We start from the raw sequence: 20,335 nt of genomic DNA, 5'->3' as shown, positions 1-20,335 counted from the left end.
TTTCGGTTCTGTCATGATTCCTACCGCCATCCTCGAATCAGCCCTCTATGTGACCGACCTCGATGCCGCGGAAGACTTCTATTCCGGCGTGCTTGGGCTCGATCTGCTGGGCAAGGTCGACGGCAGGCATCTTTTCTTCCGTTGCGGGGACGGCGTGCTGCTCATCTTCAACGCGGAGGCGACCAAGGTGCCGCCGGCGCCCGACGCCAGGCTGAAAGTGCCGCCGCACGGCACGGTCGGCGACGGCCATCTCTGCTTTGCCGCAAGCGCGGACGAGATAGTGCGCTGGAAAGCGCATCTCGAGCAGAAGAAAATCGCCATCGAAAGCGAGTTCGAATGGCCGCAGGGCGGCCGGTCGATCTATATTCGCGACCCCTCCGGCAATTCGATCGAATTCGCCGAGCCAAGAATCTGGGGCATCTGATGCATTCGCTTGATGGACATAAGATCGTCGTCGCCAGCCACAATGCCGGCAAGCTGCGGGAATTCGCCGATCTGATGGCACCATTCGGCATAGAAGCGAAGTCGGCCAAGGAATACGGCCTGCCGGAGCCGGACGAGACCGGCACCACCTTCGAGGAGAACGCCTTAATCAAGGCTTCAGCCGCAGCCAAGGCGACAGGCCTGCCGGCATTGTCGGACGATTCCGGCCTATGTGTCGATGCGCTGGGCGGAGCGCCCGGCGTCTACACCGCCAACTGGGCCGAGGCGCCGGACGGGTCTCGCGACTTCGGCATGGCGATGCAGCGAGCGGAAGTGGCGTTGCAGGAAATCGGCGCGGTCGCGCCGGCTCAGCGCAAGGGCCGCTTCGTCGCCGTCATCTGCCTCGCCTTTCCAGACGGCGCGGCCGAATATTTCCGCGGCGAGGTCGAGGGCACGCTGGTATGGCCGCCGCGCGGTGAACTCGGTTTTGGCTACGACCCGGTGTTCGTGCCGGACGGTTTCGAAAAGACCTTCGGCGAGATGACCGCTGAGGAAAAACATGGCTGGAAGCCCGGCCAGCCGACGGCATTGTCGCACCGCGCCCGCGCCTTCCAGAAATTCGCGCAAGCCAGACTGGATTTGGCACGATCGGGCGTGAAATGACCATGCTGCTCGACCGTAGCCCCGGCTTCGGCGTCTACATCCACTGGCCGTTTTGCGCGGCCAAGTGCCCCTATTGCGACTTCAACAGCCATGTCCGCCACCAGCCGGTCGACCAGGAGCGTTTTGCGCGCGCCTTCGAGACCGAGCTTGCGACGATGCGCGACCGGACCGGACCGCGCGAGGTGACCAGCATTTTTCTCGGCGGCGGCACACCGTCGCTGATGAAGCCGCAAACCGTGGCGACGGTGCTGGACGCGGTGGCGAGGAACTGGACGGTGCCCGATGGCATCGAGGTGACGCTGGAAGCCAACCCCTCTTCGGTCGAGGCCGAGCGCTTTCGCGGCTACCGGGCGGCAGGCGTCAACCGGGTGTCGCTCGGCGTGCAGGCGCTGAACGACAAGGATCTGCGGTTCCTCGGCCGGCTGCACGATGTCGATGAAGCACTGCATGCGATCGGCCTGGCGCGTGAAATCTTTCCGCGGCTGTCCTTCGACCTGATCTACGCACGGCCCGGCCAGACACCGGAAGCGTGGCAGGCCGAGCTCGAGCGGGCGATCGGCCACGCCGCCGACCATCTGTCGCTCTACCAGCTGACCATCGAGGAAGGCACGCCATTCCACGCGCTCCATGCGGCCAGGAAATTCGCCATTCCCGACAACGACCACGCCGCCGATCTCTATGCGCTGACGCAAGAGATCACCGCCGCGCATGGACTGCCGGCCTACGAGATTTCCAACCACGCCAGATCAGGTGCCGAGAGCCGGCACAATCTCACCTATTGGCGCTATGGCGAATATGTCGGCGTTGGTCCCGGAGCGCATGGCCGCTTCGTCGAGAACGGCCGCCGCGTGGTGACGATCGCCGAAAGAATGCCGGAGACCTGGGCCAATCTGGTCGAGGCCAAGGGCCATGGCATCACCGGCGGCGAGACCCTGACGCGCTCGGAAGAGGCCGACGAATTCCTGCTGATGGGGCTGAGGCTGGCCGAGGGAATCGACCTCTCCCGCTACGAGGCGTTTTCCGGCCGCGGCCTGTCGACCGCGCGGCTGTCGGTGCTGCAGGGCGAGGGGCTGGTGGCGCCGATCGGCAATGCCCGCCTGCGCGCCACGCCGGCTGGCATGATCGTGCTCGACGCCGTAGTGGCGGATCTGGCGCGGTAGAGCATGATCCCGAAAAGTGGGATCCGGTTTCGGACCAGATCATGTTCAAACTGGAAGATGGGACCCGTTGAAGAACGTCCTCTTCGTCTGCAGCCAGAACCGCTTGCGCAGCCCGACCGCGGAACAGGTGTTTTGCGGCCGCAGGGATATCGAGGTCGCATCGGCCGGTACCAACCATGATGCCGACAACCCGTTGACGCACGACCTCGTCTCCTGGGCCGACATCATCTTCGTGATGGAAAAGGCGCACCGCGCCAAACTGCAGAAGAAATTCAAGGCCAGCCTGAAGAAGGGTCGTGTGATCTGCCTCGATATTCCGGACGATTATGAATTTATGGACCCGGTCTTAGTTCGCCTTCTGGAAGCGCGCGTCTCGAAATATCTGGGTTGATGATGTGGCTGAGCGTTTTCACCGGCGCTTTCGTGAGAAGTGTCTCGGCCAATCGCGAGGTTGCGGTAGTCAAGCGTCGTGCTTGTGGCGGCGCTTGGCGTGGTCTTTCTCGGCGTCCGTCTCACCGGAGCGAGCCGGCTCGGCGTCGCCCTTATCGCGGCGGGCACGGTTTTGATCGCTTATGGGGTGTGAGGGCGCTCCATTGCGGGAGCTTTTCGTTTCAAGGCGGGTGATGAAAATGTCGAAGCGATTGGGCATCGTCTGGTCAGTGCTCCATCGTGCTACCGGTCGAAGGCTCGATTTCCAGGTTGGTTGCCTTTGAAGGACGACGCTTTCGCGGCTTTTTGGCCAGGCCCGCGCCGGCTTTGGCAGGCTGGCGCTTGTCCTTTCGCGCGGCAAAGCGCTTGCGCCCTGCATAGTAGGGTTCGAAAGCGTCCTGTATCTTGAGGCTGTCCATCCTGCTCCTCCCGAGATCAGGGGTAAATCTGCCGGGCATGGTTTCGTTCCGTACTGTGGCGAAGGCATGGCGGCCGCTTCACTTCGGCGCAGGTTTTGCAACCAGGCGTGAGCCGTGCCAAACAGGGCCGGATGCATTCAAGTGTCAGAGCTTGACAGGGGACACCGGTGGCCGGCGAGTTGGCAAAACGCAGCTATGTAATCGGCCAGACCGAGATATCAGCCCGCCCGCTCGCGCCGGCGCTCTATTTGGTGGCGACGCCGATCGGCAATCTCGCCGACATCACATTACGCGCGCTTGAAACGCTGGCCGCCGCCGATATCGTCGCCTGCGAGGATACGCGGGTCAGCCGTGTGCTGCTCGACCGCTACGGCATCCGCCGTCGCACCACTGCCTATCACGAGCACAATGCCGGGGAGGCCGGGCCGAAACTGATTGCGGCCTTGCTGGCCGGCCAGAGCGTGGCGCTGATCTCGGACGCCGGCACGCCGCTGATCTCCGATCCCGGCTACCGGCTGGTCGGCGAAGCCCTCGATCAAGGCATTCGCGTCGTGCCGATCCCCGGCCCGTCGGCGCCGCTTGCGGCGCTGACGGCCTCCGGCCTGCCCTCCGACGCGTTTCTGTTTGCCGGCTTCCTGCCGGTGAAGACCGGACAGCGGCTGACGCGGCTGGAAGCGCTCAAAACCGTGCCGGCGACGCTGATCTTCTTCGAATCACCGCGCCGGCTGGCCGAGACGCTCAGTGCCATGGTCGAGGCGCTGGGCGGCGCCCGCAAAGCTGCGATCGGCCGCGAATTGACCAAGACTTTCGAGGAAATGCGGACCGGCACCTTGCAGTCGCTCGCCGAACACTATGAGGCAGCCGACACCCCGAAGGGAGAGATCGTCATCTGCGTCGGCCCGTCGGAAGCGACCGCCGACGAGCCTGAAGACATTGATCGGCTGCTACTTTCGCTTGCCGCCGAGATGCCGGCCTCCAAGGCGGCGGCGGAAGCCGCCAAGATGACCGGCGGCCAGAAGCAGGCGCTTTACCGGCGACTGCTCGAGCTCAAGGAGACCGGGAAGAACGGGGAGATCAAGAAAGACGGCGATGGCTGAACGCCCGGTCGCCAGCCGCCGGCAGGCCTATCGGCGCGGCCACCGCAGCGAGTGGCTGGCGGCCGCGGCATTGATGGTGAAAGGCTATCGGATCCTGGCGCGCCGCCATCGCACGCGGTTCGGCGAGATCGACCTGATCGCGCGGCGCGGCGACCTGGTGCTGATCGTCGAGGTGAAGGCGCGCCGCACGCTGATGGAAGCCATGGAGGCTATCGCTTACGAGTCGGAGCGCCGCATCGAAAGCGCTGCCGATCTTTGGCTGTCGCGCCAGTCCGACTATGGACGATTGTCGGTGCGCTTCGACATGGTCGCGGTGCTGCCGTGGCGCTGGCCGGTGCATGTCGAGAATGTTTTCTACGGGCGAAACTAGCTCAGGATTCATTGATCAGCGCCAGAATGTAACAGTAGCCGCAACACTTATCGCCGGGAAGAACGTGTGGGCGCTATCGTCGCGCGCGTAACTGCTATTCGCCCATTGCTTGGGAAAGTACCGGCCCCTGTCCTTAAGAGAGAACCGCACTAGTTTAGGCGAATGGGACGTGCGCTGCAATTTTTGCTGGGCCGTCTTTGAGTAGTATTGTCGGACGTGGGCTTGAAAAGCCGACACCTTCGGGAGGAACCGATGACCAAAGCAAGTATCCAGAATATGAGGTCGCGCCGCAAGTTCCTTGGCGAGGCGGCCGTGGCAGCTGCGGCGATCGTTGCCGCGCCGAGCGTCGTCAAGGCACAGGGGCCGGTCAGCATGCGCTGGCAGAGCACATGGCCTTCCAAGGATATCTTTCACGAATTCGCGCTCGATTTCGCCAAGAAGGTCAACGACATGACCGGCGGCGACCTGAAGATCGAGGTGCTGCCGGCGGGCGCCGTGGTGCCGGCCTTCGGCCTGCTTGACGCGGTGTCGCAAGGAACGCTCGACGGCGGCCACGGCGTGGTCGTCTATCACTATGGCAAACAGTCGGCGCTGGCGCTGTGGGGTTCCGGTCCGGGCTTCGCCATGGATGCCAATATGCTGCTCGCCTGGCACAAATACGGCGGCGGCAAGGAGCTGCTCGCAAAGCTCTACGCATCCATCGGCGCCAATGTCGTTTCGTTCCTCTACGGGCCGATGCCGACACAGCCGCTCGGCTGGTTCAAGAAGCCGGTGGCGAAGGCCGAGGATCTCCAGGGCCTGAAATTCCGCACCGTCGGCATCTCGATCGACGTCTTCACCGCGCTCGGTGCCGCAGTCAACGCGCTGCCGGCCGGCGAGATCGTCGCGGCTCTGGATCGCGGCCTGATCGACGCGGCCGAGTTCAACAACGCCTCGTCCGATCGGGCCCTCGGCTTCCCGGACGTCTCCAAGATCTGCATGCTGCAAAGCTATCACCAGAATGCCGAGCAGTTCGAGATCTTGTTCAACAGGGCGAAATACGACGCCTTGCCTGACCAGATGAAGGCTATCATCACCAATGCGGTCGAGGCGGCCTCGCAGGACATGCACTGGAAGGCGATCGACCGCTATTCGAAAGACTATGTGGAGATGCAGACGACCGATAAGGTCAAATTCTACAAGACGCCGGAGGCGATCCTCAAGAAACAATTGGAGGTCTACGACGAGGTCGTGAAGAAGAAGGCGGCGGAAAACCCGGCTTTCAAGGAAATCATCCTCTCCCAGATCGCCTTTGCCGAGCGGGCAACGCGGTGGGAGCAGGACACCGTCGTCGGCCGGCGACTGGCGTTCGATCACTACTTCGGACAGGGCGGTGTGGCGAAGGAGTTCTGACCCGTGAGTTCGGGCATCACCGGGCAGCGGCCCGGTGATGCTTCTGACCAAGGTACCCGTCATCCGGGGGCGCGCATGAACGTCCAGCATTTCCTGAATACAGTCGATGCAATCAGCACGTGGGTCGGCAAGGCCGCGGCGTGGCTTATCATCGGGCTGATGACGCTGGTCTGCGTCGAGGTCTTCAAGCGCTACATCCTGAACATGCCCACGGCGTGGATATTCGACGCCAGCAACATGTTCTACGGCTCGCTGTTCATGCTCGCCGGAGCCTATGCGCTGGCGCAGAATGCACATGTGCGCGGCGACTTTCTATACAGCTCGATGCGGCCCCGCACCCAAGCCGCGCTCGATCTGTTGTTGTATGTGGTTTTCTTCCTGCCGGGGATCGCGGCCCTCGTCTATGCAGGCTACGACTATGCCGCGATTTCATGGCGGATCGGGGAGCATTCGACCGTGACAGCGGAGGGTCCGCCGATCTACCACTTCAAGTCGGTCATTCCGCTGGCCGGCGCCTTGGTGATGCTCCAGGGTGTGGCCGAGATAGTGCGCTGCATCGTCTGTCTCAGGGCCGGGCAATGGCCCAGCCGGCGCAAGGACGTTGCGGAGATCGACGTCGTGGAGGAACAGCTCGCGCTCAGCGAATATGTGGATGAAGAGACGCGCAAGACCGCGATCGAGCGCGCACAAAAGATAGACGAGCAAGCGCGCCAGCGCGGAATGGGTGGAGACCTGCAGAGTTGAGCGATCCAGCCCTCGGACTCACGATGCTCATGCTCATCGTGGTCGTCATAGTCATGGGTTTCCCGACAGCCTTCACGCTGATGGGCCTTGGCATGTTCTTCGGGTTCTACGCGTTCTACAACCCTGCGGAGCACTGGATCGACAACCGCGTCTTCGATCTGATGGTCCAGCGCACCTATGGGGCAATGACCAACGACGTCCTGATCTCCATCCCGCTTTTCGTGCTCATGGGATACGTGATGGAACGCGGGGCGCTGGTCGACAAGATGTTCTACAGCATCCAGCTTTCGTTCCGACGAGTACCGGCGTCGCTGGCCATCGCTACGCTCATTGTCTGCACCTTCTGGGGCATCGCCAGTGGCCTCGTCGGCGCCGTTGTGGTTTTGATGGGGGTGATTGCCTTCAATCCGATGCTGCGCGCCGGATACGATGTGAAGCTCGCTTCCGGCGTGATCACCGCGGGCGGCACACTGGGCATTCTGATCCCGCCGTCAGTCATGATCATCGTCTATGCGGCAGTTGCAGGCCAGTCCGTCGTGAAGCTCTACGCTGCGGCGATGTTCCCCGGTTTTTTCCTCGCCTTCCTCTATCTCGTCTACATTCTTGGCTGGGCGACAATCAGTCCGAAGATCGCCCCGCCTTTGCCGGAGAATCAAACAAAGGTTCCGGTGCCTGCGTGGATGGGAAGCCTTCAGACAGTTTACTCGCGCAACATGCTTGTTGGACTTCTTTCCGCCTTGTTCTCGCCGTCCAGGGCGATGGCGCTCGAGACGGAGAACGGACGCCTCACATATTGGGAGCTGTTCAAGAATTTCTGCGCTGCGCTGGTGCCCCTCGCCTTGACAGCACTCACCCTCCTGCTGGTGTGGTGGTATGTCGTCATCCATCCGCAGGCATCGGCCGACGTCGAAGCTCCAGAGGGATTGGAGCAGCTCGGCGCTCCGGCGGTGGAGGAACTCGGCGCACCCGCAGTGGACGCAGGGCCGGCAACCAGCTTCTACGCCACCTTCGGCATCATCGCAGCACTCGCCGCAGTGGTGCTCGTCCGTTACTACCGGAACATGACTGCCGAACGGCTCGAGGTCGTAAAGCTCCTGGTCTCGTCGGTCATGCCGCTGGCCATACTTACTGTCGTCGTGCTCGGCGTCATCCTGTTCGGAATCACGACGGCGACCGAGTCCGCGGCAGTCGGCGCCGCTGGTGCCTTTCTGCTGGCGTTACAGGCGCGAACGCTCGACTGGAAGCGCATCAAGGAAGCAGTGTTCCTGACGGCCAAGACCACAGCCATGGTTTGCTGGCTCTTTGTCGGCTCGGCGCTGTTCTCCGCCGTTTTTGCGATCCTCGGCGGCCAGGCACTTCTCGAGCAATGGGTGCTCGCGCTTGACCTGACGCCCGTGCAATTCATGATCCTGTCGCAGGCGATCATCTTCATTCTCGGCTGGCCGCTCGAATGGACCGAGATCATCATCATCTTCGTGCCGATCTTCCTACCGATGCTGACGCACTTCGACATCGATCCGGTTCTCTGGGGCGTTCTCGTTTTCGTCAATCTGCAGGCGGCGTTCCTGTCACCTCCGGTCGCGATGTCGGCCTACTATCTCAAGGGCGTTTCGCCCCCGCATGTCACGCTCAACCAGATATTCGCCGGGATGATGCCCTACATGCTGATCGTCATCCTCTGCATGGTCCTCATGTATATCTGGCCCGGCATGGCGCTTTGGCTTCCGAATTATCTTTACGGCAGCTGAGAAGACTCCGCCATTTCCGGACTTTTGCGATCGCAGCGCGAAGGTTTCTTCCCGGGGAGATAATGCCGACTTTCAAACGCCAGTTGACTTTCGGCGACAGGCGCCGATTCTCAAGGTCAAGGCGGCCTGCCGAGCAACATGCCGCCCGAACGATCAGAACGATGATCGAGAGCAGCTTTGACCCTGGTCAATCCGCCGAGCCTTGTTCTAAACGGTGTCGAGTTCGATTTCGACGCCGGTCTCCTGCACGGCGAGCATGGTGAAGATGTCCCGCTGAGGCCTCAATCGCTCGCGGTGCTGAAGCATCTGGTCGCCAACGCCAACCGTGTTGTGACCAAGGAGGAGCTCCTGGACACCGTCTGGCCCAGCATCGCGGTGACGGAAAACAGCCTTTCCCAGTGCATCAGCGAAATCAGGAAAGCCATCGGCGACGAGAAGCAGAGCCTGCTAAAGACAGTCGCGCGACGGGGATATCGCTTTGTCCCCGAAACCGAAGCGCCCGGCATACCGCACGATTCCTACCCGCAGATTTACGGCACTGCCTCTTCTGATCCGCGCGAAATTAAAGCCCGGCGCGGCCTGATGTTTGTAGTCGCTGTACTGGCGATCGCTGCCGCAGTCGCGGTGTTCATCTGGAGGCCCACATTTGAAACGGAAGTGCCGACCTCCCTGTCGATCGCGGTTCTGCCGTTCGCAAATCTCAGCGAAGCCGAGGCACAGGCTTATCTTGCCAACGGTTTCGCGGACGATCTGACGACAGAGCTGGCGCGCGTTCCCGGCCTGTTCGTGGTCTCGCGCAATGCCGCGCGTGCATATCGCGACAGCGGTCTGCCGCCGGCGAAGATCGCAAAAGAGCTCGGCGTCCGCTATCTGCTGGAGGGCTCCGTTCGACGTCTCGGCGATGAGGTGCGCATCAATGCGCATTTGGTTGATGCCTCGACTGTTGGGCAGATCTGGGCCGAGCGGTTCGAAGGTCCATTCACCGACGTGTTCAAGCTCCAGGATCAGGTGATCGGTCAAATTGTCGCCGCGCTGCAGCTGAAGCTGGTCCCGGGAAAAGCAAACCTCGCCGTGTCCGGTGATACTGACGACCCGGAAGCTTACCAGGCGTTTCGACGCGCTATCGAGGCGCGACGAAGGGATACACCATCGGGCACGGTGGAAGCATCGGGCTTCCTTCGCCAAGCCTTGGCGCTGGACGCCGATTTCGGCGCGGCGGCCGCGGAATTGGCGTGGCTCCACTGGGACGCCGACGAGGTAAGGAGGCAAGCTCTCGGGATCAGTTGGACCGAAATCGACAACGAGCTCTACGGCAGTCTGGCCATCGCTGCCGGAAATCCGTCTCCCGGTTACTATCAGCTGATTTCCGAACTTCTGGTCCGAGAGCATAGGTCCGACGAGGCGGTGGCTGCCCTGCAAAAGGCGATAGCGCTCGACCCGAGCGATTCCTGGACCTACGAAGGGCTGAGCCAGGCCCTCAACTTCAACGGCAGGCCGGCCGAGGGGCGAACCTTTCTCGATGCGGCCTTACGCGTCGATCCCGGATGGACGGAGTGGCGACACTATCAGGCTGGCTTGGCGGCGTTCGGCCAAGGCCGCTACGAGGAGGCGGTCGCGCAGCTTAAGCAGGTCGATGTCCGCTCCCCCAATCCGTGGACGAAGTTCTACGGCCTGCATGTTCTTGTCGCGGCGCTTGCGCATCTCGATCGCCTGCCGGAAGCGGCCTCGGCCCTAGGGCAGCTCCGACGCATGCTGTCGGACATGCAAGAGGGGCAGCCCAACTTGCTGATCGCGCAGCAGTTCTTCGTCTACAAGCGGCCGGAGGACATCGCTCGCCTGCTCGATGGCTTGAGGAAGGCGGGGGTTTCTGAGCTTCCCGCCGGAATGGAGCCGGAATCCGCTGAACGGATGAACGGCGTCGACATCGGGAATCTCATAATCGGACACGAGCTAACGGGACGCCAGATTCTGCCCGATGTCTTAGCCTACCATGCTGTGGTTGCGGCAGACAGCAGCGTGACCAGAACAGTTGGTGAGGAGGTCGTGACCGGTCAGATGTGGGTGCAGGGCGACAGCTTGTGCAGCGCGTATCCGCGTAAACTGACGGGCTGTGGCGCTGTGTTCCGCAACCTGAGCGGCATATCTGGAGCCAGGAACGAATACATACTTCTGTCTCGCTTCAAGCGTTACGAATTCTCGGTGACGAAGTAGCAGCAACTTCGCCGCGCCTACAGCGGCCATGAGAGATTGAGGTCCATTTCGCTCACGCCTTCGGTACCGTACGGGCCACACTGCTTCAATGCGTCAGCGAAATCCTTGGCTAAGGCCTGGAACGTCTCGGTCTGTGGCGCAACGTCGACGATTTCGATGGCACTGACTTGACCCTCGCGCGTGAAGCTGACGTGGACATCGGCGCTGAAGCTGATTCCGCGCATCGCCGTCTGCGTAGGCCAGCAGCTTGCTGCCCGTTCGAGAATGTGACGGCTCAGATCATCACCAGCGGACGCGGTGGTCGCCGCGCCGATCACGAGAATTCCCAAGATGCGGTTGATCATCTTTTATCTCCTCAGTTCGACGCCCGAACCGTGTGGGGACGGCTTGGTGGGGACGGCTTGTGAGAGAGAACGCGAGGGGTCGTTCGAAGTCATGAAATCGACGTGAAAAAGTTCTGAAGAGTGGTGAACGCAGTCGATTTTGGCTACGGAATGCACGCAAGCGGCAAGAACGATCCTGCGAGGTCGGCATGGGTCGGGGGCAGGTCTACGTTGGTCGTCCCCACCATCAACGGCATTGCTACGCCAGCGAACAAATAGAGCCTTGGGCGGTAAATTAACTGTGCCGCCTCACCCCCAGATAAACAGCGCAACCAGCCCGACGGTGCCGATGACCACCCGCCACCAGCCGAACAGCGAATAGCCGTGGCGCGAGACGTAGTTGAGCAGGAAGCGCACGACGATCAGCGCCGCGACGAAGGCCGCGATGAAACCGGCGGCGATGACGGGCAGATCGGCGCTGGTCAGCACATTGCGGTTCTTGAAGAGGTCGAAGGCGAAGGCGCCGACCATCGTCGGCATGGCGAGGAAGAAGGAGAATTCCGCAGCCGCCCGCTTGTCGACGCCCAGAAGCAGCGCGCCGACGATCGTCGAGCCGGAGCGCGACGTGCCGGGGATCAGCGAAAGGCATTGGAACAGTCCGATCTGCAGATAGAGCCTGAGCGGAAACCGCTCGACGTCGTGGTAGAACGGCTTCAGCTTGAGACGATCCACCCACAGCAGGACCACGCCGCCGATGATCAGCATGATGCAGATCAGCCTCGGCGATTCAAACAGCACCGTCTTGATGAAGTCGTGCGCCAGCGCACCGATGACGGCCGCCGGCAGGAAGGCGACGAGGATGCCGAGGACGAAATGCCGCGTCACCCGATCACGCGGCAGATCGACCAGCATCTGCCACAGACGATGGAAATAGACGCTGAGGATCGCCAGTATCGCGCCGAGCTGGATCAGGATCTCGAAGGCCTTGCCGGTCGAGTGGAAGCCGAGAAAATGGCCGGCAAGCAGGATATGGCCGGTCGACGAGACCGGAATGAACTCGGTCATGCCCTCGATCATGCCGAGCAGCAGCGCTTCGACGATGGTCTGGCTTTCCATGGCAACCTCGGCGTTCGAGTGAGAGCTTGAAGAACGGCTTGCGAAAGGGCTTGCTTGTCATGGCGCGGAACTCCTCCTATAGGTCGCAGCACCCTGACAGCCCTTTGAATCGGGGCGGCCCTCTGAATCGGGGCGGCTAAGACTTACCGGCGCAGCCGGCGATTTGCCAGTGCGCTCTATTATCGCGGGACCATGCTGACGCTTTTCCACCACCCGATGTTCGCCTCCTGCCGGTTCGTGCGCCTCGCCTTCGGCGAATATGGCGAGGAGCTGGCGCTGATCGAGGAAAAGCCGTGGACGCGGCGCAAGGAGTTCCTGGCGCTGAACCCGGCCGGCACGCTGCCGATCCTGCTCGCCGAAGGCGACGTGCCGATCGTCGGCGCCATGGTCATCGGCGAATATCTCGACGAGACGCGCGGCGTGCTCAAGCGCGACAAGCGGCTGTTCGCCGAGGATCCGATGGGGCGCGCCGAAATCCGCCGGCTGACCGACTGGTATCTCAACAAGGCCGACAGCGAGGTGACGCGGCATCTGGTGCGCGAGCGCGTGCTGAAGCCGGTCATGCCGGAAACGGCGGGCGGCGGCTCGCCCGATTCGGCAGCGATCCGTGCCGCGCGCGCCAACATCCGCCAGCACATGAAATACACCAACTGGCTGGCCGGCACCCGCCAATGGCTGGCCGGCAACAAGGTCACCTATGCCGATCTCGCGGCTGCAGCTGCGCTGTCTGTGCTCGACTATCTCGGCGAGATCGACTGGCGCGAACACGCTGCCGCGCGCGAATGGTATGCACGGGTGAAATCGCGGCCATCGTTCCGGCCGCTTTTGTCCGACCGGGTGCGCGGCCTATCGCCGGTGTCACATTATGCGGACCTCGATTTCTAAAGCGGAAAACCTGCGCGCGCTGATCGACCGCGAGGCACGGCGCGCCGGTTTCGATGCCGTCGCCGTCACCACGCCCGATGCCATTCCGCAGGCGCCGGCCCGGCTTGCCGAATTCGTCGCCGACGGTTTTCACGGCTCGATGGGCTGGATCGCCGAGACGCTCGAGCGCCGCGGCGAGCCGACAGCACTTTGGCCCGAAGTTCGCTCCATCATCGTGCTCGCCATGAACTATGGCCCCGACCACGACCCGCGCGCGGTCCTAGTGAAGCGCGACCGCGGCGCGATCTCGGTCTACGCGCAGAACCGCGATTACCACGACGTGATGAAGGGCCGGCTGAAAGAGATTGCCGGCAAGATCGTGGCGCGCGCCGGTGGCGATGTAAAAGTGTTCGTCGATACCGCCCCGGTTATGGAAAAGCCGCTGGCAGAAGCCGCCGGCCTCGGCTGGCAAGGCAAGCACACCAATCTGGTCAGCCGCGAGCACGGCTCCTGGCTGTTCCTCGGCACCATCTTCACGACGGCCGAGCTTGCACCTGACACGCCCGAGGACGATCACTGCGGCTCCTGCCGCGCCTGCCTCGACGTTTGCCCGACCGACGCCTTTCCGGCACCCTACCGGCTCGACGCGCGACGCTGCATCTCCTATCTCACCATCGAGAGCAAGGGGCCGATCCCGCACGAGTTCCGGGAAAAAATCGGTAACCGCATCTATGGCTGCGACGACTGCCTGGCCGCCTGCCCGTGGAACAAGTTTGCCCAGACTGCGTCGGAGGCAAAGCTCGTCGCCCGCGCGGACTTGCGCGAGCCGCCGCTCGCCGATCTCTTGGCGCTCGACGACGCGGCTTTCCGGTCCTTGTTCACCGGTTCGCCGATCAAGCGCATCGGCCGCGACCGCTTTGTCCGCAATGTGCTGATCGCCGCCGGCAATTCCGGCGATTTCTCGCTCGGCAAGGCCGTGCGCGCGCTGCTCGGCGATGCCTCGCCTCTGGTGCGCGGGGCGGCGGTATGGGCGCTGTCACGGCTTGTGCCGGCTTCGGAATTTGCCAAACGCGCCTCGGCCGCGTTGAAGGCAGAAAGAGACGAGGCCGTGCAAAGCGAATGGCGCCTGGCGCTGGCAAATCAAATCGAGGCGCATGCATGAGCGAGAAGCAGATCTTCATTTTCGGCGCGGGCTATTCGGGCAAGGCATTTGCCCGCGCCAACAAGGATGCCGGCACGATCCTTGGCACGACACGCGCGCCGGAGAAATTCGAAGCGTTGCGGCAAGCCGGGATCCAGCCGCTGCTTTTCGATGGCGCGCTGACGCCCGAAATCCGTGACGCGCTCGAGAAAACAACCCATCTCGTCGTCTCGGTGGCGCCGGAAGAGGCCGGCGACCCGGTGTTGAATGCGGCGCGCGAGACAATTAGGACGGAGATGCCGGCGCTGAAATGGATCGCCTATCTCTCCACCGTCGGCGTCTATGGCGACCATGGCGGCGGCTGGGTGGACGAGACCGCCGAATGCCGGCCGGTGTCGAAGCGCTCGATGATGCGTGTCGCCGCCGAGCGGGACTGGCTGAGACTGGGTCGGGACATCGGCCGGCCGGTGGCGATCCTGCGGCTTTCCGGCATTTACGGACCGGGCCGCAATGCCTTGGTCAATCTAGAAAACGGCACCGCGCGGCGGCTGATCAAGCCGGGCCAGGTGTTCAACCGCATCCATTGCGACGACATTGCCGGGGCGCTTTGGCACTTAATCGAAGACAATCGCGGCGGCATCTTCAACGTCACCGACGACCTGCCAGCGCCGCCGCAGGATGTCGTCGCCTATGCCGCCGGGCTGATGGGCGTCACACCGCCGCCCGAAATTCCGTTCGAGACCGCGCAACTTTCGCCCATGGCGCGGTCCTTCTATGGCGAGAACAAGCGTGTCGCCAACACGGCGATCAAGGCTGCCGGCTATCGCTTTCGCTTTCCCGACTACCGCTCGGCCTTCGACCAAATGTGGTCTGACGGCAGATGGCGCGACGGCGAGGCGCGCAGCCCGATGCGGTCGTGATCGAAACCTTACGCCGGGCATGATATGATTCGACTTAAATTCGCAGAGGGGTTCTGCTTCATGAAACTGTTGAAGCAATCATTGCCCGGCAGAGCATTGCTGCTAAAGCGCGCCGCGACGCGCTTTAGATCTCTGTTTATGCCTGTCGTTGTCCCAAAGCCGCTGCGCACCCTCGGTTCAAGCCCGAGGGCATGCTTTGGGCGACATGCATTAGCAGCGCTCGCCGTCCTCGCCCTGGCGGGGCTTGCGGCGCGACCTGCCGCCGCCGAAGGCCTGGCGAAAGACCTGTTCGGCGCCAAAAAGCTGCCGGCCGTGGCTGCGCCGCAATCGATCGGCTTTTATTCCAAGGGCTGCTTTGCCGGCGGCGTCGCCATCCCCATGGACGGCCCGAAATGGGAGGTGATGCGGCCTTCGCGCAACCGTCGCTGGGGCCATCCGACGATGATCGCGCTGATCGAGAAACTGTCGCGCGACGCCGCGGCCGACGGTTGGCCCGGCCTGCTGGTCGGCGACATTTCGCAGCCGCGCGGCGGGCCGATGCTAACCGGCCATGCCTCGCACCAGATCGGCCTCGACGCCGACATCTGGCTGACGCCGATGCCCGACCGCAAGCTTTCGATCGACCAACGCGAGAACATGAGCGCTACCTTGCTTGTCGATGAAAAGACCCATCTGGTGAAGGATGCGCTCTGGGTGCCGGCGCATATGCGACTCCTAAAGCGCGCAGCAAGCTACGCGGAAGTCGAGCGTATCCTGGTCAATCCCGGCATCAAGAAGAAGCTCTGCGACACGGTGAAAGGGGACCGCGCATGGCTTCGCAAGGTCAGGCCGTTCTGGGGCCACGACTATCACTTCCACATCCGCATCGGCTGCCAGCCCGGCTCGCCCAATTGCAAAGCGCAGGAAAACACGGCGCCCGGCGACGGCTGCGACCAGTCGCTGGCATGGTGGTTCACCGAGGAACCGTGGCGCCCCAACAAGAACCCGGACAGGCCGAAAGCGCGCGACGTGATGACCATGGCGAGCCTGCCCGCGGCATGCCAGGCCGTGCTCGACGGGCCAGAACCGGCTTCGGCGGAGGCGGTCACCTATTATGGCGACGGCGTGCCGGTCGCGGCTGCACCCGCTCTCACGGTGGCTCCGGCGCCGGCGCGGGCATCCGTAAGCGGCGCGGCAGCGCTTCCGGCCTCGATCAACGCGTTCGCGGCAACGCCCGAGATCGGCATTCCATTGCCGCGACCGCGGCCGGGGAACTGACGCGATATCGGGGAAGGCGGTCGAGGAGTGCAGCGATCCGGGTTGTCGGCACGCACGCCTTCGTCCCCGGTTCGGTCTGACCTGAATCTGGGTCGCCTCATTTCGAAAACCGATTTCCCTTTCCCAGGTCATGCGCTAGTCAACAAAAGAACGGCGGAACGCCACTGGGAACCGGGACGGACAAGAGCATGCCAGACGACGACACAGCGCTGCAGTTTCCGGTCCTGATCGGCGACATAGGCGGCACCAATGCGCGCTTTTCGATCGTGCTCGACGCGAACTCGGAACCAACCGAGCCGCAGATCGTCCAGACCGCCAACTTCAACACCATCGACGACGCGATCCAGGCAGCGGTGCTCGTCCGCTCGCCGGTCCGGCCCAACTCCGCCGTGCTGGCGGTGGCCGGCCCGGTCGACAGCGACGAGATCCCGCTCACCAATTGCCCGTGGATCGTCAAGCCGAGAAAGATGTTTGCCAGCCTCGGCCTCAGCGACGTCGTGGTGCTCAATGATTTCGAGGCGCAGGCGCTGGCCGTCGTGGCGCTTGGCGAAGAGCATATGGAAAAGATCGGCGGCGATGCGCCGGAGCCCAACGCCGGACGGGTGGTGCTCGGTCCCGGAACCGGGCTTGGCGTCGCCGGCCTGGTCCACGCGCTGAACCATTGGATTCCGGTGCCCGGTGAGGGAGGGCACATGGACATCGGACCGCGCTCGCCGCGCGATTTCCAGGTCTTTCCGCATATCGAGAAGCTCGACGGCAGAATCTCCGGCGAACAGATCCTGTCCGGACGCGGCCTCGTCAATGCCTACCGGGCGGTGGCCAAGGCGGACGGCAAGCCGACGCCTTTCACCACGCCGGCCGAGGTCACCGCCGCGGCGCTGGCCAAGTCAGATCCGGTGGCCGAGGAAGCGCTGTCGATGTTCGTCACGTGCCTGGGGCGCACTGCCGGCGACCTTGCGCTGGTGTTCATGAGCCGCGGCGGCGTCTTCCTGACTGGCGGCATCGCCCAGAAAATCCTGCCGGCGCTGAAAACGGGCGAGTTCCGCGCCGCCTTCGAGGACAAGGCGCCGCATAGCGAGATGATGCGCACCATGCCCGTCTATGTGATCACCCATCCGCTGGCAGCGCTTTCCGGTCTTGCCGCCTATGCCAGAAACCCGTCGCTGTTCGGCGTCCAGACGGCGGGGCGACGCTGGCGGGTTTAGGTGACGCCCTGAGCCGCGATGAAGTTTTGCCGGCCTCGGCCATAGGCAAGCCGCCACCGGGGCGCTAAGAGGATTGCCGAATTAGTCCGGCCGCGAGGCCGAAACCGACATCACGGAACGATCCCGACTTGAACCAGCCGTCCAACCACCAAGCCAAGGCCCGGCCCGGCGAGATCGTGGCGGTGGTCCGCCGCATCATCGCCGAGAACAGCCGCGAGTATCGCTGGTATTATGCTCTGGCCGTTCTGTGCCTGGTGATAGTTGCAGCTACGACCGCCTTCACCGCCTGGATCATGAAGGACGTGGTCGACCAGATCTTCTACGAGCAGCGCGGCGATCTCATCGCGCTGATCTGCTTGTTGATCCTGGGCGCATTCATGCTGCGCGGGCTGGCCACTTACGGCCAGGCGGTGACGCTGGCCAGGATCGGCAACAATCTGGTGGCGCGCTACCAGCGCCGCATCTTCGCTCATCTGATGAAGCTCGGCGTCGGTTTCTTCAACGACACGCGCTCGGGGCGGCTGGCCGCCCAGATCAACGAGAACGTCAACGGCATCCGCGACCTGCTCTCGATGACGCTGACGTCATTGGCACGCGACGCCGTATCGCTGGTCGCGCTGATCGGCGTCATGATCTGGCAGGATCCGATGCTGTCCCTGATGTCGCTGCTGGTCGGGCCGCCGCTGATCTACACGGTCGTCTACCTGACCCGCAGAATACGACGCGCCACGCGCGAAGCGGTGCAGATCAACTCGCGGCTGATCGGCGCCATGCAGGAAGCAACGCAAGGCATCGCCATCGTCAAGGCGTTCACGCTGGAAGACGAGCTGTCGCGTCGCATCAGCGATCTTGTCACCGGCGCCGAGCAGCGGGCAAACCGCATCGCGCGCGTGTCGGAACGGTTGACGCCGATCTCGGACATGCTGGCCGGCTTCGCCGTCGCCGGCGTCATCGCCTATTCCGGCTACCGGGCAGCCGTCAGCGGCCAGCCGCCTGGCGCGGTCTTTTCCTTCATCACGGCGCTGATGCTCGCCTACGACCCGGCCCGGCGGCTGGCGCGCATGCAGGTCGGCATGGAACGGGCGCTGGTCAATGCGCGCATGATCTACGAGCTGCTCGACCTCGAGCCGCAACAGGGCGACGCGCCCGGAGCGGTCGAAGCGAAGATCACCAGGGGCGAGGTGCGCTTCAACAATGTGTCGTTCGGCTATGTCGCCGACGCGCCGGTGCTGCAGGATCTCAGCTTCGTCGCCGCTGCCGGCAAGATGACGGCCATCGTCGGCGCCTCGGGCGCCGGCAAGTCGACGCTGGTGGCGCTGCTGCAGCGCTTCCATGATGTCGAAGCGGGTAGCATCGAGGTCGACGGCCAGGACATTTTAGAGATGACCAAGCAGTCGCTGCGCAGCTCCATCGCCTATGTCTCGCAGCAGCCCTATCTGTTCGAAGGCACCATTCGCGACAACATCCGCTACGGGCGGCTCGCCGCCAGCGACGCCGAGATCGAACTGGCCGCGCAGCAAGCCGAGGCCGACGGCTTCATCCGCCAGCAGCCGCAAGGCTATGACACCCCTGTCGGTGAAGGCGGCGTGACGCTGTCGGGCGGCCAGCGCCAGCGTCTGTCGATCGCCCGCGCCATCGTGCGGCAGGCGCCGATCCTGCTGCTCGACGAGGCGACCTCGGCGCTCGACAACGAGGCGGAAGCGCGCGTCCAGCAGGCGCTGACCCAGGTGACGGAAGGGCGCACGACCATCGTCATCGCGCATCGGCTGTCGACCGTGGTCAATGCCGACCACATCGTCGTCATGGAACAGGGGCGGCTGGTCGAGCAAGGCACGCATGCATCGCTGATGGCCGACCCGCACAGCGTCTATGCCCGCTTTCACCGGGTGCAGGGCAACAAGGGGCTGGGGCTTGTCGACGACGGCAAGCCAATCCAAACTTCGGTGCGCCGCGCGAAAAAGGCGGTCGGGAGAACTTTATGAGCGGTACGGCCACAAACGATCCCCCCGTCAATGAAATGGGCCTGGTGGTGGTCGGCGCCGCCGGCCGGATGGGCCAGGCGCTGATCCGCGCCATTCACACGATACCGGGCGCACGCGTCGCCGGCGCGATCGAGCGGGCCGGCTCGCCCCATCTCGGCAAGGATGCCGGCGAGCTTGCCGGCATCGGCAATATCGGCGTGGCGATCGGCGACGACCCGCTGCCGGCCTTCGCCAAGGCCGACGGCGTGCTCGATTTCACGAGCCCGGCAGCGACGGTCGAATTCGCCGGCTACGCGGCGCAGGCGCGCATCGTCCATGTCATCGGCACCACCGGCTGCTCGGCGGACGACAATGCCAAGATAGAGGCGGCGGCGCGCCACGCGACGGTGGTCAAGTCAGGCAATATGAGCCTCGGCGTCAATCTGCTGGCGGTGCTGGTCGAGCAGGCGGCGCGCGCGCTCGACGCCGACGATTTCGACATCGAGATCCTGGAAATGCATCACCGGCACAAGGTCGACGCGCCGTCGGGCACGGCGCTGCTGCTCGGCGAAGCCGCTGCCGTCGGGCGCGGCATCGATCTTGACGGGAACAGCGTGCGGTCGCGCGACGGCCACACCGGCGTGCGAAAGACCGGCTCGATCGGTTTTGCCACGCTGCGCGGCGGCTCGGTGGTCGGCGACCACTCCGTGGTGCTGGCCGGCACCGGCGAGCGCATCACGCTCGCCCATCACGCCGAGGACCGGGCGATCTTCGCTCGCGGCGCGGTCAAGGCCGCACTGTGGGCGCGCGGCAGGAAGCCGGGACTGTATTCGATGCGGGACGTGCTCGGACTCGCCTGAGACGATCTGATCCACAAACTGAAGGAGCAAAA

At 63.5% G+C, this 20,335-nt stretch carries 20 protein-coding genes and 1 pseudogene; 18 read left to right on the top strand and 3 right to left on the bottom strand.

Annotated features, from left to right (window positions below):
* The first annotated feature begins 13 nt into the window (after positions 1-13).
* The 5 genes and pseudogenes from EN885_RS22825 to EN885_RS34325 form a co-directional block, all read left to right on the top strand.
* On the top strand, positions 14-424 hold the full coding sequence (locus tag EN885_RS22825; RefSeq protein ID WP_095484727.1) for a VOC family protein: 411 nt from the start codon (positions 14-16) through the stop codon (positions 422-424).
* The gene (rdgB, locus tag EN885_RS22820) at positions 424-1,086 is read left to right on the top strand and encodes an RdgB/HAM1 family non-canonical purine NTP pyrophosphatase (protein ID WP_128242787.1); all 663 of its coding nucleotides are present in this window, start codon (positions 424-426) and stop codon (positions 1,084-1,086) included. The genes EN885_RS22825 and rdgB overlap by 1 nt, the downstream gene beginning before the upstream one ends.
* Positions 1,083-2,246 carry a radical SAM family heme chaperone HemW gene (gene hemW, locus EN885_RS22815; protein ID WP_128242786.1) on the top strand — a complete coding sequence of 388 codons (1,164 nt, stop codon included), beginning with the start codon at positions 1,083-1,085 and terminating at the stop codon, positions 2,244-2,246. The genes rdgB and hemW overlap by 4 nt, the downstream gene beginning before the upstream one ends.
* Positions 2,247-2,313: 67 nt before the next feature.
* A complete protein-coding gene (locus EN885_RS22810) occupies positions 2,314-2,637 on the top strand; it encodes a low molecular weight protein tyrosine phosphatase family protein (protein ID WP_128242785.1) in 324 nt (107 codons plus the stop codon).
* A gap of 72 nt (positions 2,638-2,709) precedes the next feature.
* Positions 2,710-2,829: pseudogene (locus EN885_RS34325) on the top strand (transporter); the annotation flags it as partial.
* Between the two features lie 73 nt (positions 2,830-2,902).
* On the opposite strand, the gene EN885_RS22800 reads toward EN885_RS34325, so the two are convergent.
* Complete coding sequence (locus EN885_RS22800; protein WP_101954466.1) at positions 2,903-3,094, bottom strand: hypothetical protein; 192 nt, start codon at positions 3,092-3,094, stop codon at positions 2,903-2,905.
* Positions 3,095-3,261: 167 nt separating this feature from the next.
* Here EN885_RS22800 and rsmI point away from each other — a divergent pair, with 167 nt between their 5' ends.
* From rsmI to EN885_RS22770, 6 genes are all read left to right on the top strand, one after another.
* A complete protein-coding gene (gene rsmI / locus EN885_RS22795; RefSeq protein WP_128242784.1) occupies positions 3,262-4,191 on the top strand; it encodes a 16S rRNA (cytidine(1402)-2'-O)-methyltransferase in 930 nt (309 codons plus the stop codon).
* Positions 4,184-4,561 carry a YraN family protein gene (locus EN885_RS22790; RefSeq protein ID WP_126104219.1) on the top strand — a complete coding sequence of 126 codons (378 nt, stop codon included), beginning with the start codon at positions 4,184-4,186 and terminating at the stop codon, positions 4,559-4,561. The genes rsmI and EN885_RS22790 overlap by 8 nt, the downstream gene beginning before the upstream one ends.
* A 252-nt stretch (positions 4,562-4,813) precedes the next feature.
* Positions 4,814-5,953 carry a TRAP transporter substrate-binding protein gene (locus tag EN885_RS22785; RefSeq protein WP_128242783.1) on the top strand — a complete coding sequence of 380 codons (1,140 nt, stop codon included), beginning with the start codon at positions 4,814-4,816 and terminating at the stop codon, positions 5,951-5,953.
* 75 nt (positions 5,954-6,028) lie between these two features.
* Complete coding sequence (locus EN885_RS22780; RefSeq protein WP_095484735.1) at positions 6,029-6,697, top strand: TRAP transporter small permease subunit; 669 nt, start codon at positions 6,029-6,031, stop codon at positions 6,695-6,697.
* Entirely contained in the window at positions 6,694-8,445 is a 1,752-nt protein-coding gene (locus EN885_RS22775) for a TRAP transporter large permease subunit (RefSeq protein ID WP_095484736.1), read from the top strand. Before EN885_RS22780 ends, EN885_RS22775 begins: the two co-directional genes overlap by 4 nt.
* Before the next feature lie 177 nt (positions 8,446-8,622).
* Positions 8,623-10,656, top strand: coding sequence for a winged helix-turn-helix domain-containing protein (locus EN885_RS22770; RefSeq protein WP_128242782.1), 2,034 nt, complete (start codon positions 8,623-8,625; stop codon positions 10,654-10,656).
* Between the two features lie 17 nt (positions 10,657-10,673).
* On the opposite strand, the gene EN885_RS22765 is transcribed toward EN885_RS22770, so the two are convergent.
* The gene (locus EN885_RS22765) at positions 10,674-11,000 is read right to left on the bottom strand and encodes a hypothetical protein (RefSeq protein WP_126104223.1); all 327 of its coding nucleotides are present in this window, start codon (positions 10,998-11,000) and stop codon (positions 10,674-10,676) included.
* Positions 11,001-11,288: 288 nt separating this feature from the next.
* Positions 11,289-12,095 (bottom strand): undecaprenyl-diphosphate phosphatase, encoded by an 807-nt coding sequence (locus EN885_RS22760; protein WP_126104224.1) that lies wholly within the window; start codon positions 12,093-12,095, stop codon positions 11,289-11,291.
* 192 nt (positions 12,096-12,287) lie between these two features.
* Between EN885_RS22760 and EN885_RS22755 the strand changes: the two genes are divergently transcribed.
* The 7 genes from EN885_RS22755 to dapB all read left to right on the top strand — a co-directional run bounded on the left by EN885_RS22755 (position 12,288) and on the right by dapB (position 20,303).
* Positions 12,288-12,980, top strand: coding sequence for a glutathione S-transferase family protein (locus tag EN885_RS22755; RefSeq protein WP_095484740.1), 693 nt, complete (start codon positions 12,288-12,290; stop codon positions 12,978-12,980).
* On the top strand, positions 12,961-14,121 hold the full coding sequence (queG, locus tag EN885_RS22750) for a tRNA epoxyqueuosine(34) reductase QueG (protein ID WP_126104225.1): 1,161 nt from the start codon (positions 12,961-12,963) through the stop codon (positions 14,119-14,121). Before EN885_RS22755 ends, queG begins: the two co-directional genes overlap by 20 nt.
* Positions 14,118-15,020 carry an SDR family oxidoreductase gene (locus tag EN885_RS22745; protein WP_126104226.1) on the top strand — a complete coding sequence of 301 codons (903 nt, stop codon included), beginning with the start codon at positions 14,118-14,120 and terminating at the stop codon, positions 15,018-15,020. Before queG ends, EN885_RS22745 begins: the two co-directional genes overlap by 4 nt.
* A 138-nt stretch (positions 15,021-15,158) precedes the next feature.
* A complete protein-coding gene (gene mepA, locus EN885_RS22740; protein ID WP_128242781.1) occupies positions 15,159-16,277 on the top strand; it encodes a penicillin-insensitive murein endopeptidase in 1,119 nt (372 codons plus the stop codon).
* Positions 16,278-16,465: 188 nt separating this feature from the next.
* Entirely contained in the window at positions 16,466-17,482 is a 1,017-nt protein-coding gene (locus EN885_RS22735) for a glucokinase (RefSeq protein ID WP_128242780.1), read from the top strand.
* A 128-nt stretch (positions 17,483-17,610) separates the two neighbouring features.
* Positions 17,611-19,464 carry an ABC transporter ATP-binding protein gene (locus EN885_RS22730; RefSeq protein ID WP_128242779.1) on the top strand — a complete coding sequence of 618 codons (1,854 nt, stop codon included), beginning with the start codon at positions 17,611-17,613 and terminating at the stop codon, positions 19,462-19,464.
* The gene (gene dapB, locus EN885_RS22725; protein ID WP_126104229.1) at positions 19,461-20,303 is read left to right on the top strand and encodes a 4-hydroxy-tetrahydrodipicolinate reductase; all 843 of its coding nucleotides are present in this window, start codon (positions 19,461-19,463) and stop codon (positions 20,301-20,303) included. The genes EN885_RS22730 and dapB overlap by 4 nt, the downstream gene beginning before the upstream one ends.
* Positions 20,304-20,335 lie beyond the last annotated feature (32 nt).

The sequence above is a fragment of the Mesorhizobium sp. M6A.T.Cr.TU.014.01.1.1 genome (assembly GCF_004022765.1).
Taxonomy (GTDB): domain Bacteria; phylum Pseudomonadota; class Alphaproteobacteria; order Rhizobiales; family Rhizobiaceae; genus Mesorhizobium; species Mesorhizobium mediterraneum.
Note: the sequence above shows the minus strand (reverse complement) of the source record. Positions and strands in the feature narration are given on the sequence as shown.

Bases quoted from the DNA above. Each gene is read 5' to 3' on its own strand.
- hemW (WP_128242786.1), top strand. From the start codon at position 1,083: ATGACCATGCTGCTCGACCGTAGCCCCGGCTTCGGCGTCTACATCCAC.
- EN885_RS22790 (WP_126104219.1), top strand. From the start codon at position 4,184: ATGGCTGAACGCCCGGTCGCCAGCCGCCGGCAGGCCTATCGGCGCGGC.
- EN885_RS22825 (WP_095484727.1), top strand. From the start codon at position 14: ATGATTCCTACCGCCATCCTCGAATCAGCCCTCTATGTGACCGACCTC.
- queG (WP_126104225.1), top strand. From the start codon at position 12,961: ATGCGGACCTCGATTTCTAAAGCGGAAAACCTGCGCGCGCTGATCGAC.
- EN885_RS22760 (WP_126104224.1), bottom strand. From the start codon at position 12,095: ATGGAAAGCCAGACCATCGTCGAAGCGCTGCTGCTCGGCATGATCGAG.
- EN885_RS22755 (WP_095484740.1), top strand. From the start codon at position 12,288: ATGCTGACGCTTTTCCACCACCCGATGTTCGCCTCCTGCCGGTTCGTG.
- dapB (WP_126104229.1), top strand. From the start codon at position 19,461: ATGAGCGGTACGGCCACAAACGATCCCCCCGTCAATGAAATGGGCCTG.
- rdgB (WP_128242787.1), top strand. From the start codon at position 424: ATGCATTCGCTTGATGGACATAAGATCGTCGTCGCCAGCCACAATGCC.
- EN885_RS22780 (WP_095484735.1), top strand. From the start codon at position 6,029: ATGAACGTCCAGCATTTCCTGAATACAGTCGATGCAATCAGCACGTGG.
- EN885_RS22800 (WP_101954466.1), bottom strand. From the start codon at position 3,094: ATGGACAGCCTCAAGATACAGGACGCTTTCGAACCCTACTATGCAGGG.
- EN885_RS22785 (WP_128242783.1), top strand. From the start codon at position 4,814: ATGACCAAAGCAAGTATCCAGAATATGAGGTCGCGCCGCAAGTTCCTT.
- EN885_RS22735 (WP_128242780.1), top strand. From the start codon at position 16,466: ATGCCAGACGACGACACAGCGCTGCAGTTTCCGGTCCTGATCGGCGAC.
- EN885_RS22765 (WP_126104223.1), bottom strand. From the start codon at position 11,000: ATGATCAACCGCATCTTGGGAATTCTCGTGATCGGCGCGGCGACCACC.
- mepA (WP_128242781.1), top strand. From the start codon at position 15,159: ATGCCTGTCGTTGTCCCAAAGCCGCTGCGCACCCTCGGTTCAAGCCCG.
- EN885_RS22745 (WP_126104226.1), top strand. From the start codon at position 14,118: ATGAGCGAGAAGCAGATCTTCATTTTCGGCGCGGGCTATTCGGGCAAG.